General features: G+C 63.1%; 13 protein-coding genes. 2 read left to right on the top strand and 11 right to left on the bottom strand.

The window, feature by feature from the left end:
- Nucleotides 1-46: 46 nt before the first annotated feature.
- The 10 genes from pgi to dksA all read right to left on the bottom strand — a co-directional run bounded on the left by pgi (nucleotide 47) and on the right by dksA (nucleotide 12,701).
- Nucleotides 47-1,711, bottom strand: a complete 1,665-nt coding sequence (pgi, locus tag LU682_RS25630) for a glucose-6-phosphate isomerase (RefSeq protein WP_010955350.1) — start codon at nucleotides 1,709-1,711, stop codon at nucleotides 47-49.
- 206 nt (nucleotides 1,712-1,917) lie between these two features.
- A complete protein-coding gene (panC, locus tag LU682_RS25625; RefSeq protein WP_010955349.1) occupies nucleotides 1,918-2,781 on the bottom strand; it encodes a pantoate--beta-alanine ligase in 864 nt (287 codons plus the stop codon).
- Nucleotides 2,778-3,578, bottom strand: a complete 801-nt coding sequence (panB, locus tag LU682_RS25620; RefSeq protein ID WP_003249992.1) for a 3-methyl-2-oxobutanoate hydroxymethyltransferase — start codon at nucleotides 3,576-3,578, stop codon at nucleotides 2,778-2,780. Before panB ends, panC begins: the two co-directional genes overlap by 4 nt.
- Before the next feature lie 262 nt (nucleotides 3,579-3,840).
- Complete coding sequence (folK, locus tag LU682_RS25615) at nucleotides 3,841-4,320, bottom strand: 2-amino-4-hydroxy-6-hydroxymethyldihydropteridine diphosphokinase (protein WP_010955348.1); 480 nt, start codon at nucleotides 4,318-4,320, stop codon at nucleotides 3,841-3,843.
- Entirely contained in the window at nucleotides 4,317-5,699 is a 1,383-nt protein-coding gene (locus LU682_RS25610) for a polynucleotide adenylyltransferase PcnB (RefSeq protein ID WP_010955347.1), read from the bottom strand. The genes folK and LU682_RS25610 overlap by 4 nt, the downstream gene beginning before the upstream one ends.
- A 779-nt stretch (nucleotides 5,700-6,478) precedes the next feature.
- On the bottom strand, nucleotides 6,479-7,921 hold the full coding sequence (locus LU682_RS25605; protein ID WP_010955346.1) for a sigma-54-dependent transcriptional regulator: 1,443 nt from the start codon (nucleotides 7,919-7,921) through the stop codon (nucleotides 6,479-6,481).
- A 4-nt stretch (nucleotides 7,922-7,925) separates the two neighbouring features.
- Nucleotides 7,926-10,901, bottom strand: coding sequence for a sensor histidine kinase (locus LU682_RS25600; RefSeq protein ID WP_010955345.1), 2,976 nt, complete (start codon nucleotides 10,899-10,901; stop codon nucleotides 7,926-7,928).
- Nucleotides 10,885-11,061 carry a hypothetical protein gene (locus tag LU682_RS25595; protein WP_003250005.1) on the bottom strand — a complete coding sequence of 59 codons (177 nt, stop codon included), beginning with the start codon at nucleotides 11,059-11,061 and terminating at the stop codon, nucleotides 10,885-10,887. The genes LU682_RS25600 and LU682_RS25595 overlap by 17 nt, the downstream gene beginning before the upstream one ends.
- 242 nt (nucleotides 11,062-11,303) lie before the next feature.
- Entirely contained in the window at nucleotides 11,304-12,191 is an 888-nt protein-coding gene (gene gluQRS / locus LU682_RS25590; protein ID WP_049586972.1) for a tRNA glutamyl-Q(34) synthetase GluQRS, read from the bottom strand.
- Between the two features lie 63 nt (nucleotides 12,192-12,254).
- Nucleotides 12,255-12,701: an RNA polymerase-binding protein DksA gene (gene dksA / locus LU682_RS25585; protein ID WP_003250009.1), complete on the bottom strand. Its 447-nt coding sequence runs from the start codon at nucleotides 12,699-12,701 to the stop codon at nucleotides 12,255-12,257.
- 210 nt (nucleotides 12,702-12,911) lie between these two features.
- Here dksA and LU682_RS25580 point away from each other — a divergent pair, with 210 nt between their 5' ends.
- A complete protein-coding gene (locus LU682_RS25580) occupies nucleotides 12,912-14,084 on the top strand; it encodes a pyridoxal phosphate-dependent aminotransferase (protein WP_010955343.1) in 1,173 nt (390 codons plus the stop codon).
- Nucleotides 14,084-14,797 carry a DNA/RNA nuclease SfsA gene (sfsA, locus tag LU682_RS25575; RefSeq protein WP_004575787.1) on the top strand — a complete coding sequence of 238 codons (714 nt, stop codon included), beginning with the start codon at nucleotides 14,084-14,086 and terminating at the stop codon, nucleotides 14,795-14,797. Before LU682_RS25580 ends, sfsA begins: the two co-directional genes overlap by 1 nt.
- Here the strand turns inward: sfsA and LU682_RS25570 are convergent.
- Nucleotides 14,760-15,104: a Rieske (2Fe-2S) protein gene (locus LU682_RS25570; RefSeq protein ID WP_010955342.1), complete on the bottom strand. Its 345-nt coding sequence runs from the start codon at nucleotides 15,102-15,104 to the stop codon at nucleotides 14,760-14,762. The two genes, sfsA and LU682_RS25570, sit on opposite strands and share 38 nt — an antisense overlap.
- Between the last annotated feature and the right edge of the window lie 143 nt (nucleotides 15,105-15,247).

Below are 15,247 nucleotides of genomic sequence, written 5' to 3'. Positions count from 1 at the left end.
GCCTGGTAGGCGGGTTTACCCGCGAAGAGGCCGGCACAAGCTCGGATCAACCGCGGTGACGGCCGCGGAAGTAGTTGATCAGGCCTTGGGTGGAACCGTCTTCGGCGCTGTCTTCCAGGCTACCGACCAAGCGCTGGTAAACGCCCTTGCCCAGCTCCTTGCCCAGCTCGACGCCCCACTGATCGAAGGCGTTGATACCCCAGATAACGCTCTGTACGAACACCTTGTGCTCGTACATGGCCACCAGCGCACCCAGCCGGCGCGGGCTGATGCGCTCGACCACCAACGTGTTGCTCGGGCGGTTACCCGGGATCACCTTGTGCGGGGCCAGCTTTTCGATGTCTGCTTCGTTGAGGCCTTTAGCGCGCAATTCGGCTTCGGCTTCCTCGCGGGTTTTGCCCAGCATCAGCGCCTGGCTCTGCGACAGGCAGTTGGCGTACAGCCACTGGTGGTGGTCGGCCACCGGGTTGAAGCTCACCACCGGCACGATGAAATCGGCCGGAATCAACTGGGTGCCCTGGTGCAGCAACTGGTGGTAGGCATGCTGGCCGTTGCAGCCCACGCCGCCCCAGATCACCGGCCCGGTGTCGGTCTTCACCGGGGTACCGTCTTGCAGCACGCTCTTGCCGTTGGATTCCATGTCCAGCTGCTGCAGGTGCTTGGTGATGTTGCGCAGGTAGTGGTCGTACGGCAGGATCGCGTGGCTGTTTGCGTCCCAGAAGTTGCCATACCACACGCCCAGCAGGGCCAGTAGCACCGGCATGTTCTTGTCGAACGGTGCGGTCTGGAAGTGCTGGTCCATGGTGTAGGCGCCGGACAGCAGTTCCTTGAAGTTGGCAGTGCCGATGGCCAGGGCGATCGGCAGGCCGATGGCCGACCACAGCGAGTAGCGCCCGCCCACCCAGTCCCACATTGGGAAGATGTTTTCTTCGCGGATACCGAACGCTACAGCAGCGGCCTTGTTGCTGGATACGGCAATGAAGTGGCGGTACAGCTCGGCTTCCGAGCCGCCTTGGGCCAGGTACCAGGTACGCGCGGCCATGGCGTTTTTCAGCGTCTCGAGGGTGTTGAACGACTTCGATGAGACGATGAACAGGGTGGTTTCGGCGCGCAGGTTGGCCGACAGCTCGTGGAACTCGCTGCCGTCGATATTGGCCAGGTAGTGGCAGCGCACGCCGCGCTGGGCGTAGGGTAGCAGCGCTTCGGAAACCAGCTCGGGGCCGAGGAACGAACCGCCAATGCCAATGTTGACCACGTCGGTGATCGGCTTTTCGCTGTAGCCGCGCCACAGGCCATCGTGAATGCGACCAACCAGTTCGGTAATCTGGTTGAGCACCTTGTGCACTTCCGGCATGACGTTCACGCCGTTGACGCTGAGTTTGTCACCTACAGGCCGGCGCAAGGCGGTGTGCAGCACCGGACGGCCTTCGGAGGCGTTGATGATCTCACCGCTGAACATCGACTTGATGGCGTCCTGCAGGCCCACTTCATTGGCCAGATTGACCAGCAGATCGCGGCTTTGCTCGGTGATCAGGTTTTTCGAGTAGTCGAGGAACAGGCCGCAAGCGCTGAGGGAAAACTGGTCGAAGCGCTTGGCATCGGCGGCGAAGGCTTCGCGCATGCTGAAGCTTTGCATGGCGTCGCGGTGTTTCTGAAGCGCCTGCCAGGCGGGCAGGGCCGTCACATCGTGGGGTGTACGGTAATACGCCATTGCGCGGGGTTCCCTTGGTGCGTGGTGAGGGCTTGGACACGGCAGTCGTTGCCGGGTTCAGGCTGGCACCATTATAGGCAAAGGCCACGTGCTGGGAATGGGTATGGCAGGGGGATTTTGGGGGCATTGCAAGCAAGCCCGCCCCTACAGGTAAACGTGCAGGAGCGGGCTTGCCCGCGAATGGGCTGCAAGGCAGCCCAAGACCGTTATGCGGTCTTCTCTTCCAAATGCAGGTAGAGGTTGTCGATCAACCGCGTGTTACCCAGGTAAGCCGCCGCAATCACCACCAGGTCTCGATCATTGATCACTGCCGGGCGCAAGCTTACGGCATGGCGTACTTCCAGGTAATCCGGGCGGAAACCCGCTGCGCTCAGTTGCGCCTGGCCTTCAGCGACCAGCGCGGCAAAATCCCGCTGGCCACGGCCGATGCCCGCTGCAATGTGCTGCAGTGTGCGGTACAGCGCTGGCGCAGCTGTACGCTGCTCTGGCGTGAGGTAGCCATTGCGCGACGACAGCGCCAAGCCATCTTCTGCACGCACGGTGGGTTCGCCGATGATCTGGATCGGCATATTCAGGTCGCGCACCATGGCGCGGATCACCGCCAACTGCTGATAGTCCTTCTCGCCGAACACGGCAAGGTCTGGCTGGACCATGTTGAACAGCTTGTTCACCACGGTGGCCACACCCTCGAAATGCCCAGGCCGGCTGGCGCCGCACAGGCCTTCGGAAAGCTGGGGCACGCTGACGCGGGTTTGCACGCTCATGCCGTCGGGGTACATCTCTTCCACCGTGGGTGCGAACAGCAGGTTGCAGCCGGCCTGCACCAGGCGCTCCTGGTCGGCTGCCAGGGTGCGTGGGTATTTGTCGAGGTCTTCGTTGGCGCCGAACTGCAGCGGGTTGACGAAGATACTGGCGACCACGAAGTCGGCGCGCTGGGCAGCCTTGGTCACCAAGGCCGCATGGCCGCTGTGCAGGTTGCCCATAGTCGGTACGAAACCGATGCGTTTGCCCTCACCGCGGGCGCGGGCCACTGCCGCGCGCAGTTCGCGGACGGTCTTGACTGTATTCATGCACTGAACCCGTGTTCGCTGCCTGGGAAACTGACTTGCTTGACCGCCTCGACGTAAGCGACGAGGGCGCTATGGATATCCGGTTGGCCCTGCATGAAGTTCTTCACGAACTTCGGTACCCGGCCGCTCAGCGACAGGCCGAGCATGTCGTGCAGTACCAGTACCTGGCCATCGGTGGCGCTGCCGGCGCCAATGCCGATTACCGGGATGCCAACGGCATTGGTGATTTCCGCCGCCAGTTCGCTGGGTACGCACTCGAGCAGCAGCATGGCCGCACCGGCCTGTTCCAGGGCAATGGCGTCGGCGCGCATCTGCCGGGCCTGGGCCTCCTGGCGGCCCTGCACTTTGTAGCCGCCCAGCACGTTGACGGTTTGCGGGGTCAGGCCCATGTGCGCGCACACCGGTACACCACGTTCGGCCAGCAAGCGGATGGTTTCGGCCAGCCAGGCTGCGCCTTCGATCTTGACCATGTGGGCGCCGGCCTGCATCAGTGTGGCGCTGTTGGCAAAGGCCTGCTCGGGGGTGGCATGGGCCATGAACGGCAGGTCGGTAAGGATCAGCGCGCCGTCGTTGCCGCGTTTGACGCTGGCGGTGTGGTAGGCCATCTCCGCCGTGGTGACCGGCAAGGTGCTGTCGTGGCCCTGCAGGACCATCCCCAGCGAGTCGCCCACCAGCAACACTTCAACGCCGGCCTGGCTGGCGGCCTTGGCGAAGGTCGCGTCGTAGCAGGTCAGCATGGTGATTTTTTCACCCTTGGCCTTGAGGCCGTTAAGGGTGGTAAGGGTTACTTCAGGCATGTAGGAAATTCCTCGTTCAGGCGCTGTAAAAAACGACTGCATTCAACGCGTGTAGTCATCTTCCGGAGCGGCACATCATCGCGCGTGATGTTCGGGCACAGGTCCGTCCGGGCCTAAATACGGGTATGCGGCACTTTGGTGCCACACGGGACGCCTATAGTCGTGAGCGAGGTGTGGGAAGTCAATCACCCTGTTACCGCATTGTTACGATCAGGGTGTTACTGGCGTTACCGAGGTGGCGATGCAGGCTGGAACGCCCGGTCTACAGGCGTTCCAGGCCGACGAACGGGCATTCGTCGAGCAGTTGTGCGAGGGCGCGGCCATCGGCCAGGCGGAAATCCCCCGGTACCAGTTCGGCCAACGGATACAGCACGAACGGGCGGGCATGCATGTGGTAATGCGGCACTTTCAGGCGTGGCTGGTCGAGCACCTGGTCACCGAACAGCAGGATGTCCAGGTCCAGCGTGCGTGGGCCCCAGCGCTCTTTGCGCACGCGGCCCTGGTCGTTTTCGATGGCCTGCAGCGCATCGAGCAATGCCAGTGGTGCCAGGGCGGTGTCCAGGGCGGCGACAGCATTGGTGTAGCGCGGTTGGCCGGGCAGCAGCGAATCGCTGGTGTACAGGGCCGAGGCGGCTACCAGGCGCGTGGCTTCGACCTGGTCCAGCGCCTGCAAGGCGCTACGCAGCTGCTCGGCAGGTGCGTCCAGGTTGCTGCCCAGACCTACGTAGGCGCGAATGGTCACTCGAACGCCTCGTCGCCACTGCGCTTGCGTTTGCTGCCGCTGCGCTTGCGCTTGCGCGGGCCGGCACTTTCGTCACGGCTACCAAGCTCGCGGATCATCTCGCGGCGCTCGCTGTCGTTTGCGTCCTGGTAATCGGTCCACCACTGGCCCAGTTCGTCGGTTTCTTCCCCGGCGCTTTCACGCAGCAGCAGGAAGTCGTAACCGGCGCGGAAACGCGGGTTGTCCAGCAGCATGTCGGCGCGCTTGCCGCTGCGGCGCGGCAGGCGCTCCTGCATGTCCCAGATCTCGCGGATCGGCAGGGTAAAACGCTTGGGGATGGCAATGCGCGCGCACTGCTCGGCGATCAGGTCGTGGGCCGCACCGTTCATGGCCGGGATCGGCGGCACGCCCTGGTTCTGCAGGTGCAGCACACGGGCCGGCAGGGCTGGCCAGAGCAGAGCAGCAAACAGGAAGGCTGGCGTCACCGGCTTGCCCTGCTTCACGCGCAGGTCGGTGTTGTTCAGTGCCTGGCTGATCAGCGTGTGGGTGTAGGTCGGCCGCTCGTCCAGCGCGTGGGCACTGGCCGGGAACAGTGGTTCGAACAACTCCAGGTCAACCAGCATTTCGAAGGCGATGGCACCTTGGCCGCTGAGGAACAGCTTGAGGCATTCCTCGAACAGGCGCGCGGGTGGAATCTCGCGCAGCATCGGGGCCAGGCCGCGAATCGGCAGGTAAGTGTGCTTTTCGATGCCAAAGTCGAGCTTGGCAGCAAAGCGCACCGCGCGCAGCATGCGCACCGGGTCTTCCTGGTAGCGGTGGGTCGGGTCTCCGATCAGCCGCAGCAGGCGATTGCGCACGTCGTGCACACCGTTGGCGTAATCGAGAATGCGCTCGCTGACCGGATCGTAGTACAGGGCGTTGATGGTGAAGTCGCGGCGTTGCGCGTCCTCTTCCAGGGTGCCGTACACGTTGTCTCGCAGAATGCGGCCACTGGCGTTATGCGACGAACGGTGGGCATCGCCCTGGTCGTCCTCGGAGTGGTGGGCGCGGAAGGTGGCGACTTCAATGATCTCACGGCCGAAATGCACATGGACCAATTTGAAGCGACGACCAATGATGCGGGCGTTGCGGAACTCGGCACGGACCTGTTCGGGGGTGGCGCTGGTGGCGACGTCGAAGTCCTTCGGCGTGATGCCCAGCATCAGGTCGCGGACACAGCCACCGACCAGGTAAGCCTGGTAGCCGGCGCTTTGCAGGCGCTCCACGATGTTCACCGCATGACGGCTGAACTGGTGGCGCTGCAGCGAGTGCTGGCTCTTGTTGATCACCTCGGGCGTGGTGCGCCTGTGGTGCGGGCCCGGTACGGGCGGGCGGAAAGACTGGAACAGCTTCTTCAGCATGGGATGCACTGTGTGAAGGAATGTTCGGCCAAGAATAGGAGAATGGCCGCATGATGGGCGGGGATTCTAGCATTTACTCGGGGAATGGTGTAGGCGGGTAGCAGGATGCCTGCCAGAAGGGTAGAAACGACAAGGGGAGCCTAAGCTCCCCAAGAAGTCGTTGCGTGCTCTTATTGTTTTTTTGCTGGGCTTCTTGTTTTTGTTGAGTGCCCTGTCCACAAATCTCGAAGCTTGTGGACGACCCCCAAACCGGGGGTAAAGAGCAAACGGATTGCTTTGGCCGCTGATGTCACGTTGATCTGTCGATCCAACCAGTTCAGGCGCTGCTTTTAGTGCAGTTTTTGTTGTTCTCTGCCTGGTTGTGGGGCAAGCCCCAAACACGCATCCTCTCCAAAAGAATCAGTTAGCTGCGCCTCCGCCATCTTGTTTTTATTGTGCGTGAGCCGTTTCGTCTTGTTCTTATTCTGAGTTGCAGTGCTTGTTATTGTTCTTGTACCAAACATATAGCAGGTGCCGTGCCAACTTTTCAAAACCCATTAAAATCAAGGGGTTGAACGGGTTCTGCAGTTTTTGGCAGGTTCAAAATGTCGCAATTTCGTTACCGTACGCCTCGGGGACTGTTACGGCGGAAAGCTTGGGTAACAGATTTTTACGGGAGGTGAGGTGTTACCTGGGGTGTTCGTCGTGACACGTTCAGCGCCTGTGAGGCCGAGCGCCGCGCGGGCGGCGCTCGGTCTCACCGACGCCGCATAGGCTGCGGCGTGCGGTGCGTAGGTGGGTTATTCGCTGGTAGCGTTGCTCTTGCGCCGTGGGATGCCCAGGCGCTGGCGGCGTTCCCACAGGCACTTGCGGCTTACGCCGAGCTTGCGTGCCAGTTCGGTCTCGGTCATGTGGTCCTGGTGTTCAAGCACGAAGTGCTGGAAGTAGTCTTCCAGCGACAGGTCTTCGGTCGGCTCGTGGCTGGCATTGCCCGCGTTGGCCACCACCAGGGCATTGTCGAGGATGTCATCCTCATCCAGGTCGCTCAGCTCGATGTCGATGCCCAGCAGCTCGGCGGAAATTTCTGCGCTCTCGCTGAGGATCACCGCGCGCTCCACGGCGTTTTCCAGTTCACGCACGTTACCGGGCCAGCTGTAGTGACGAATGGCTTGCTCGGCCTCGGCCGAGAAGTGCAGGTCGTCGCGGCCGATGCGAGCGCTCTGGCGGGCGAGGAAGACGTTGGCGATCTCGTTGACGTCGCTGCCACGCTCGCGCAGGGCCGGCAGCTTCAGGGCGATGACGTGCAGTCGGTAATACAAGTCTTCACGGAACTGGCCGGCCTTGGCCAGGTTTTTCAGGTCGCGGTGGGTCGCGGCGATCAGGCGCACATCGACCTTTTGCGACTGCACCGAACCTACCCGGCGTATCTCGCCTTCCTGCAGCACACGCAGCAGGCGAGCCTGGGCTTCGAGCGGCAGTTCGCCAATTTCATCGAGGAACAGCGTACCGCCATCGGCGGCCTCCACCAAGCCGGCGCGCCCGGCGCTGGCGCCGGTGAACGCGCCTTTTTCGTGGCCGAACAGTTCGGATTCGATCAGCGTTTCGGGGATGGCCGCGCAGTTCACCGAGATCATCGGTGCCTTGGCCCGGCGAGACAGGTTGTGCAGGGCGCGGGCCACCAGCTCTTTACCGGTGCCCGACTCGCCCTGGATCAGCACATTGGAGTCGGTAGGCGCGACCTTGCGGATCTTGCTGTACATGTCCTGCATGGGCTGGCACGAGCCGATGATGCCGATCTCGCCATTGGCCGTTGCCGCGCTGCCTTTGTCGGACGCTGTAGCCTTGCCATTGCTGGCGCGTGGCTCGGCTGGCGGTGCAGCAGCGGGGGCGTTCTGCCGGTCACGCAGAATACGCGCTACTGCCTGCAGCATCTCGTCGTGGTCGAAGGGCTTGGCGATGTAGTCCACCGCGCCCATTTTCATCGAGTCCACCGCTGAGCGCAGGCTGGCGTAACTGGTCATGATCAGCACCGGGGTGCCCTGGCCGAGCTTGATCAGCTCGGTGCCGGGCGCGCCGGGCAGGCGCAGGTCGCTGACGATGAGGTCGAAAGTGGCAATGCTGAAGCGTTCCTGGGCTTCCTGCACCGAGCCGGCCTCGCTGACCTGGTACTGGTTCCGCTCAAGCAGGCGACGCAGGGCCGAGCGGATGATGGTTTCGTCTTCGACGATCAGAATGTGCGGCATTGATTCAATTCTCTCGACGGTCTCGAATTTCAGGGGACGTCGCTACGACATGCCGGGGCAGGGTCACGCGGATCCGGGTGCCACGTTGCCGTTCGATATCGGCCGGGCTGTCGATGGTGATTTGCCCATAATGCTCTTCCACGATGGAATAGACCAGAGCGAGCCCCAGTCCGGTTCCTTCGCCCGGGTCCTTGGTGGTGAAGAAGGGTTCGAACAGGCGGTCCATGATGTTCTTCGGAATCCCGCTGCCTTCGTCTTCGACGATCAGGTCGACGGTGTGCTCGTTAACCTCGCTGCGCACGCGCACGGCGCTGCCGGGCGGCGAGGCATCGCGGGCGTTGGAGAGCAGGTTGATCAGCACCTGGGCCAGGCGCTGCGGGTCACCTTCGGCCCAATGGTCCGGGTCGCAAAGGTTGAAGAACTGTACTTCGAAATTGCGCCGGTTCAACGCCAGCAGACCGATGGCATCTTGTGCCACTTCAGCCAGGCACACGGGCTCCTCGCTGTTCTGGTGGCTGCCGCCGGCATGGGCGAAGCTCATCAGCGACTGGACGATGCGCGATACGCGCTTGGTCTGGTCAAGGATCTGGCTGGACAACTCGATGATTTCGCCATCGTCTTCGCGTTCCTCGCGCAGGTTTTGCGCCAGGCAGGCGATGCCGGTGATCGGGTTGCCGATCTCGTGGGCCACGCCGGCGGCCAGGCGGCCGATGCTGGCCAGGCGCTCGGAGTGCACCAGCTTGTCTTCCAGTGCCTGGGTTTCGGTAAGGTCTTCCACCAGCAGTACCAGCCCGCTGTTACCGGGGGCCAATGGCTCGTCGATGGCTGCCTTGTGCAGGTTCAGCCAGCGCGGCTGGCCGTCCAGCGCCAGGCGCTGCTTGTGCAGGTGCTCGTCGGGCACGTTGATGAAGCCTTGCAGCAGGCCGCGCCAAGGCTCGTCGATGGTGACCAGGCGCGAGCCGACCACATGCTTGGCGGCGATGCCGGTGAGCTCTTCCATGGCCTTGTTCCACATCAGGATTTCCTGGTCCTTGGCCAGCGAGCAGACGCCCATGGGCAACTCCTGCAGGGTCTGGCGATGGTAGCGGCGCAAGGCATCGAGCTCGGCGGCCAGCCCGGTCAGGCGCGAGTGGTAGTCTTCCAGGCGGCTTTCGATGAAGTGGATGTCTTCGGTCACGTAGTTTTCGTTGCCGGACTTGTACGGCAGGAAAGTCTCGACCATGTCCTGGGCCACGCTCGGCCCCATCAGGCCGGACAAGTTGGCTTCGATGCGGTCGCGCAGGCGGCGCAGGGCATAGGGGCGGCGTTCGTCGAACGGCAGGTAGAGGTCGCGCAGTGCTTGCTCGACTTCCTTTTGCGCGGCCTTGGCGCCCAGCGGCTTGGCCAGCTGGGTGGCGAATTCCTGCGGCGAGGCGGCGTGCAGCTCGCGGCGCTGTGGGCGGCGCACGTTATCCACGGCACAGGCTTCGGCCGCACTGACCTCTTCGGTGCTGGCGTTGGTGAACAGTGAGATCAGGGTGAACAGCAGCACGTTGGCCGCCAACGAGGCGATGGCGGCCATGTGCCAGCTGGTGTCGTCCAGCACATAGATCATGTCCAGCAGCGGGATGTAGAAACCCTGCAAGTTGCCGAGAAGCGGCAGCAGCATGGTCACCATCCACACCAGGGTGCCGGCCAGCAGCCCGGCGATGAAACCGCGGCGGTTGGCGGTTGGCCAGTAGAGTACCGACAGCACTCCGGGCAGGAACTGCAAGGTGGCGACGAAGGCGACGATGCCCAGGTTGGCCAGGCTCTGGTGGTAGTTCTGGCTCAGGTAGAACATGAAGCCGGCGGTGATGATGGCGACGATCAGTGCACGGCGGGTCCACTTCAGCCAACGGTAGATGTTGCCCTCGGCCGGCGGCTGGTAAAGCGGCAGCACCAGGTGGTTCAGGGCCATGCCCGACAGCGCCAGGGTGGTGACGATGATCAGGCCGCTGGCTGCCGACAGGCCGCCAATGTAGGCCAGCAGTGCCAATGCCTGGTTGTTGGCGGCGATGCCCAGGCCCAGGGTGAAGTACTCGGGGTTGGTGCTGGCGCCCAGGCGCAGGCCGGCCCACAGCACCAGCGGCACGGCAAGGCTCATCAGCAGCAGGAACAGCGGCAGGCCCCAGCTGGCGCTGACCAGCGAGCGCGGGTTGAGGTTCTCGGTAAAGGCCATGTGGTACATGTGCGGCATGACGATGGCCGAGGCGAAGAACACCAGCAGCAGGGTGCGCCATGGGCCTTCCTGCAGTGGGGTGTGCAGGGCGGCGAGGGCGGTCTGGTTCTGCAGCAGCCAGACTTCCAGCTCGTGCGGGCCACCGAATACGCCATACAAGGCATACAGGCCGATACCGCCCAGGGCCAGCAGCTTGATCACCGACTCGAAGGCGATGGCGAAAACCAACCCCTCATGCTTCTCGCGCGTGGCGATGTGCCGCGAGCCGAAGAAGATGGTGAACAGAATGATCAGCGTGCAAAAGGCAAAGGCCACCCGGGCTTTGACCGGTTCACCGGTAAGGATACTGATCGAATCGGCCACCGCCTGGATCTGCAAGGCCAGCAATGGCAGCACGCCAATCAGCATGATGATGGTGGTCAAGGCCCCGGCCCAGGTACTGCGGAAGCGGAAGGCCAGCAGGTCGGCCAGCGATGACAGCTGATAGGTGCGGGTGATCTTGAGGATCGGGTAGAGCAGCACCGGCGCCAGCAGGAATGCGCCAGACACCCCCAGGTAACAGGCAAGGAAGCCGTAGCCGTACTGGTAGGCCAGGCCAACCGAGCCATAGAAGGCCCAGGCACTGGCGTAGACGCCCAGCGACAGGGTGTAGGTAAGTGGGTGGCGAATGATCGAACGCGGGATCAGCCCGCGCTCGCTGATCCAGGCCACGCCGAACAGCACCATGAGGTACCCGGCGCTGATCAGGATCATCTGGGTCAGGCTAAAGCTCATCGGCATCTCGTTGGCTCTGCAGGATGAAGGTGACGACGATCAGGATCAGCCAGAGCAGGTAGGGGCGGTACCAGGCTCCGGTCGGTTCGATCCACCAGTCCATGATGGCCGGGGAGAACAGGTAGATCCCCACGACCAGAAGCAGGACCAAACGATAGATGTACATGCTGGCCTCGATGGTTGGGCGCTACGGGCTTGAACTTATTATTGGCGCAAATGGCAGGGGGGATGCTAGCGGGAATCCACAGCGTTCGCCAAGGGTTTGAATTTACTGGGCTTTTGTTTTTAGGGGGGGTACCTGTGCCGGCCCTTTCGCGGGCATGCCCGCTCCCACAGGTAGCCCACAGGCCTTGAAGGCGGCGTGGTTCCTGTGGGAGCGGGCGCGCCCGCGAAGAGGCCGGTAAAGGTTCAGCGCAAATCAGCCTCTGGCACCGTGGTCCGCTGCGCGATCGCTTCCGGCCGCCATTGCGCGCGCGCGACTGCCAGCACCTCTGCCGGCGTCGCCAACAGCAGTTCCGGGTCTGTCTCCTGCCCCAGCGCCCGCAGTGCCCGCAGCAGCAGGGGGGTAGCATGCTCCGCCTGCAGTGGCGGCGAACGGTACGACTTGCCCAGCTTGTGCCCATCCGGCTGCACGATCAGCGGAATATGCAGGTAACGCGGCTGTGAGAAGCCCAGCAGTTCCTGCAGGTACAGCTGGCGCGGGGTGTTGTCGAGCAGGTCGGCCCCCCGCACGATGTCGGTAACACCCTGCCAGGCATCGTCCAGCACCACGGCCAGCTGGTAGGCGTACAACCCGTCACGACGCTGGATGACGAAGTCGCCCACCTCACGCCCCAGGTGTTGCTGGTACTCACCCTGCACCCGGTCGGTAAAGCGGTAGATCAGCTCCGGCACCCGCAAGCGGATGGCTGCCCCTTCACGGGCATGCCCGGCGTTGCGGCAAAAGCCTGGGTAGATGCCGTTGTAGCTTTCCAGCTGCTTGCGAGAGCAGGTGCATGCGTACGCCAGGCCCATGTTGAACAGGCGGTCTACCACGGCAGCATAGGCATCGTGGCGCTGGCTCTGGAATACCACCTCGCCATCCCAGTGCAGACCGTAACGTTCCAGCGTCTGGAGGATGGCATCGCGGGCGCCGGGCATCTCCCGGGGCGGGTCGGTGTCTTCCATGCGCAGCAGCCAGCGGCCGTTGACGGCGCGGGCATCGAGCCAGGAGGCGAGGGCGGCGACCAGCGAGCCGAAGTGCAGGAAGCCGCTGGGGGTGGGGGCGAAGCGCCCGATGTAGCTGGAGTCGGTCATGGTCAGGCTGGGCATATAAATGAAACGGGGCGCATGATGCGCCCCGTTCAGGTGGAAGAAAGATCAGCCTTTGCCGACCGTTTTTTCCTTTTTCTCGGCAATTTCCTTGCAGTCGAAGCACAGGTCGGCGGTAGGGCGGGCTTCCAGGCGGCGCAGGCCGATCTCGATGCCGCACGACTCGCACCAGCCGTACTCTTCGTCCTGAATCTTCTGCAGGGTTTTATCGATTTTCTTGATCAACTTGCGCTCGCGGTCGCGGTTGCGCAGTTCGAGGGCGAATTCCTCTTCCTGGGATGCGCGGTCTGCGGGATCTGCAAAGTTGGCTGCTTCTTCTTTCATATGGTCAACGGTCTTGTCGACGCCGACCATCAGCTCTTGCTTCCAGCCAGTGAGGATCTTGGTGAAGTGCTTGCGCATGGGCTCACCCATGTACTCCTCACCCTTGGTCTCCTGATAGGGTGCAACCCCATAAAGATTCTGGTTGGCTTTTTGCTTTTCTAGGGTGGACATGAATAGACCGCCTCTCACTCATCTGATCCAATGCGCAGGATGCTCCATCTCCGGCGACCGCCGGCCCTGCGACTGCGAGCCGCCGAACTTACCAGATAGATCGGGGGTGCGCTACCCCGCCCGATCCTGCTAATTGACACCGGCCTGAGCGGTACGTTCGGTGGTGTGCAGAGGTAGAATCTCCAGTTTAGACCCATTTGAGAGAAGGTCATGGCCCAACCCTACAGTGCGCGCAGCCGCGCCATCGAACCTTTCCACGTCATGGCGCTGCTGGCCCGGGCCAACGAGCTGCAGGCGGCCGGGCACGACGTGATCCACCTGGAAATCGGCGAGCCGGACTTCACCACGGCCGCACCCATCGTCGCGGCCGGCCAGGCCGCGCTGGCCGCAGGGCACACTCGCTACACCGCCGCACGCGGTCTGCCGGCACTGCGTGAGGCAATTGCCGGTTTTTATGGGCAGCGCTATGGCCTGAACATCGACCCGGAACGCATCCTTATTACCCCCGGTGGCTCCGGCGCGCTGCTGCTGGCCAGCAGCCTGCTGGTGGACCCGGGCAAGCACTGGCTGCTGGCCGATCCGGGTTACCCGTGCAATCGCCACTTCCTGCGCCTGGTCGAGGGCGGGGCCCAATTGGTACCGGTGGGCCCGGATGTGAACTATCAGCTGACTGCCGACCTGGTTGAGCGCTACTGGGACAAGGACACCGTCGGTGCCCTGGTCGCTTCGCCGGCCAACCCGACCGGTACCGTGCTGGGGCGCGAGGCGTTGGCCTGCCTGGCCAGAACCACCCACGAGCGGCATGGCCATCTGGTGGTGGACGAGATCTACCACGGCCTCACCTATGGCATGGACGCGCCGAGCGTGCTGGAAGTCGACGACTCGGCATTCGTCCTGAATAGTTTTTCCAAGTATTTCGGCATGACCGGTTGGCGCCTTGGCTGGCTGGTGGCCCCGCCCGGTGCGGTCGCGGACCTGGAGAAACTGGCGCAGAACCTGTACATCAGTGCGCCGAGCATGGCCCAGCATGCCGCGCTGGCCTGTTTCCAGCCCGAGGCGCTGGCCATTTTCGAGGAGCGCCGCGCCGAATTCGCCCGCCGTCGCGACTACCTGCTGCCCGCCCTTCGTGAACTGGGCTTCCGCATTGCCGTCGAGCCGCAAGGTGCGTTCTACCTGTATGCCGATATCAGCGCTTTTGGGGGGGACGCGTTTGCATTCTGCCGGCACTTCCTGGAAACCCAGCACGTGGCGTTCACGCCGGGCCTGGACTTCGGTCGCCACCTGGCCGGGCACCATGTGCGCTTCGCTTACACCCAGAGCCTGCCGCGCCTGGAAGAAGCGGTGCAGCGTATTGCCCGTGGCCTGCAGAGCTGGCAAGGCTGATGCGTTTCTCTCCTTCACTCGAGCAGGGCCGCCTGTTGCGTCGCTACAAGCGCTTTCTGGCCGATATCGAACTGGCCAGCGGCGAGCAGATGACTATCCACTGCCCGAATACCGGCTCCATGCTCAACTGCATGCGTGAAGGTGGGCAGGTGTGGTTCAGCCGCTCCAACGACCCCAAGCGCAAGCTGCCAGGGACCTGGGAAATCAGCGAAACCCCCCAGGGGCGGTTGGCCTGCGTGAATACCGGGCGGGCCAATGCGTTGGTCGAAGAGGCCCTGCGCGCCGGTACAATCACTGAACTGGCCGGTTTCACTGCACTCAAGCGCGAAGTGGCCTATGGCGAGGAAGGCAGCCGTATCGACTTTCGCCTGGAATTCGAGGGTGCCCCGGCCTATGTCGAGGTCAAGAGTGTGACGCTGGGCTACCCCGACACTGCAGTTGCGGCCTTCCCTGATGCGGTGACTCAACGCGGTGCGAAACACCTGCGTGAGCTGGCAAAGCTGGCCCGGCAGGGCGTGCGGGCCGTGCAGCTGTATTGCGTGAACCTGACCGGTATCGACGCTGTGCGCCCGGCTGAAGAAATCGATACGGCCTACGCCCAGGCGCTGCGCGCTGCCGTAGCGGACGGGGTGGAGGTGCTGGCCTATGGCACTCGGCTGGACGCCGAGGGTATCGTCATCGATCGCCGCTTGCCGGTGCTGCTGACCCCTTGAACCAGATGCCCTGGCTGTCTTCGTGGCAGCCCAGGGGCTGCAACTGCTCACCCTCACAGGGGCCTGCCACGCATTCGCCGCTTTCTATCAGGAACAGCGCACCGTGATGGGCGCAGTGGATGAGGCTGGCGCTGTCATCCAGAAACGCGTCCTCTGCCCAGTTCAGCGGGATGTCCCGGTGCGGGCAGCGGTTGCGGTACAGGTACACCTGGCCTTGGCGACGCACGCCGAACAGTTCGAGGCCGTCTACGCTGAAGGCGCGGCTTTGGCCCTCGGCCAGGCCGAGGGATGTACAAAGGAAGTGCATGGCAAGGATGACCCGTGAAACACGTGATGGCTTGACGCTCCAATGCGAATAATTATCAAATTGATCGCATTCTCTGCGCCCGGCTGCCTATGGTGCGCAGTTCCGCCGCTCGCCACAAGGCGTGTAGCCCGCCTTCAGAAGGA

This window comes from Pseudomonas alloputida (genome assembly GCF_021283545.2).
Classification (GTDB): Bacteria; Pseudomonadota; Gammaproteobacteria; order Pseudomonadales; family Pseudomonadaceae; genus Aquipseudomonas; species Aquipseudomonas alloputida.
The sequence above is the reverse complement of the archived record's forward strand: the minus strand, read 5'-3'. Positions and strand labels throughout refer to the sequence as shown.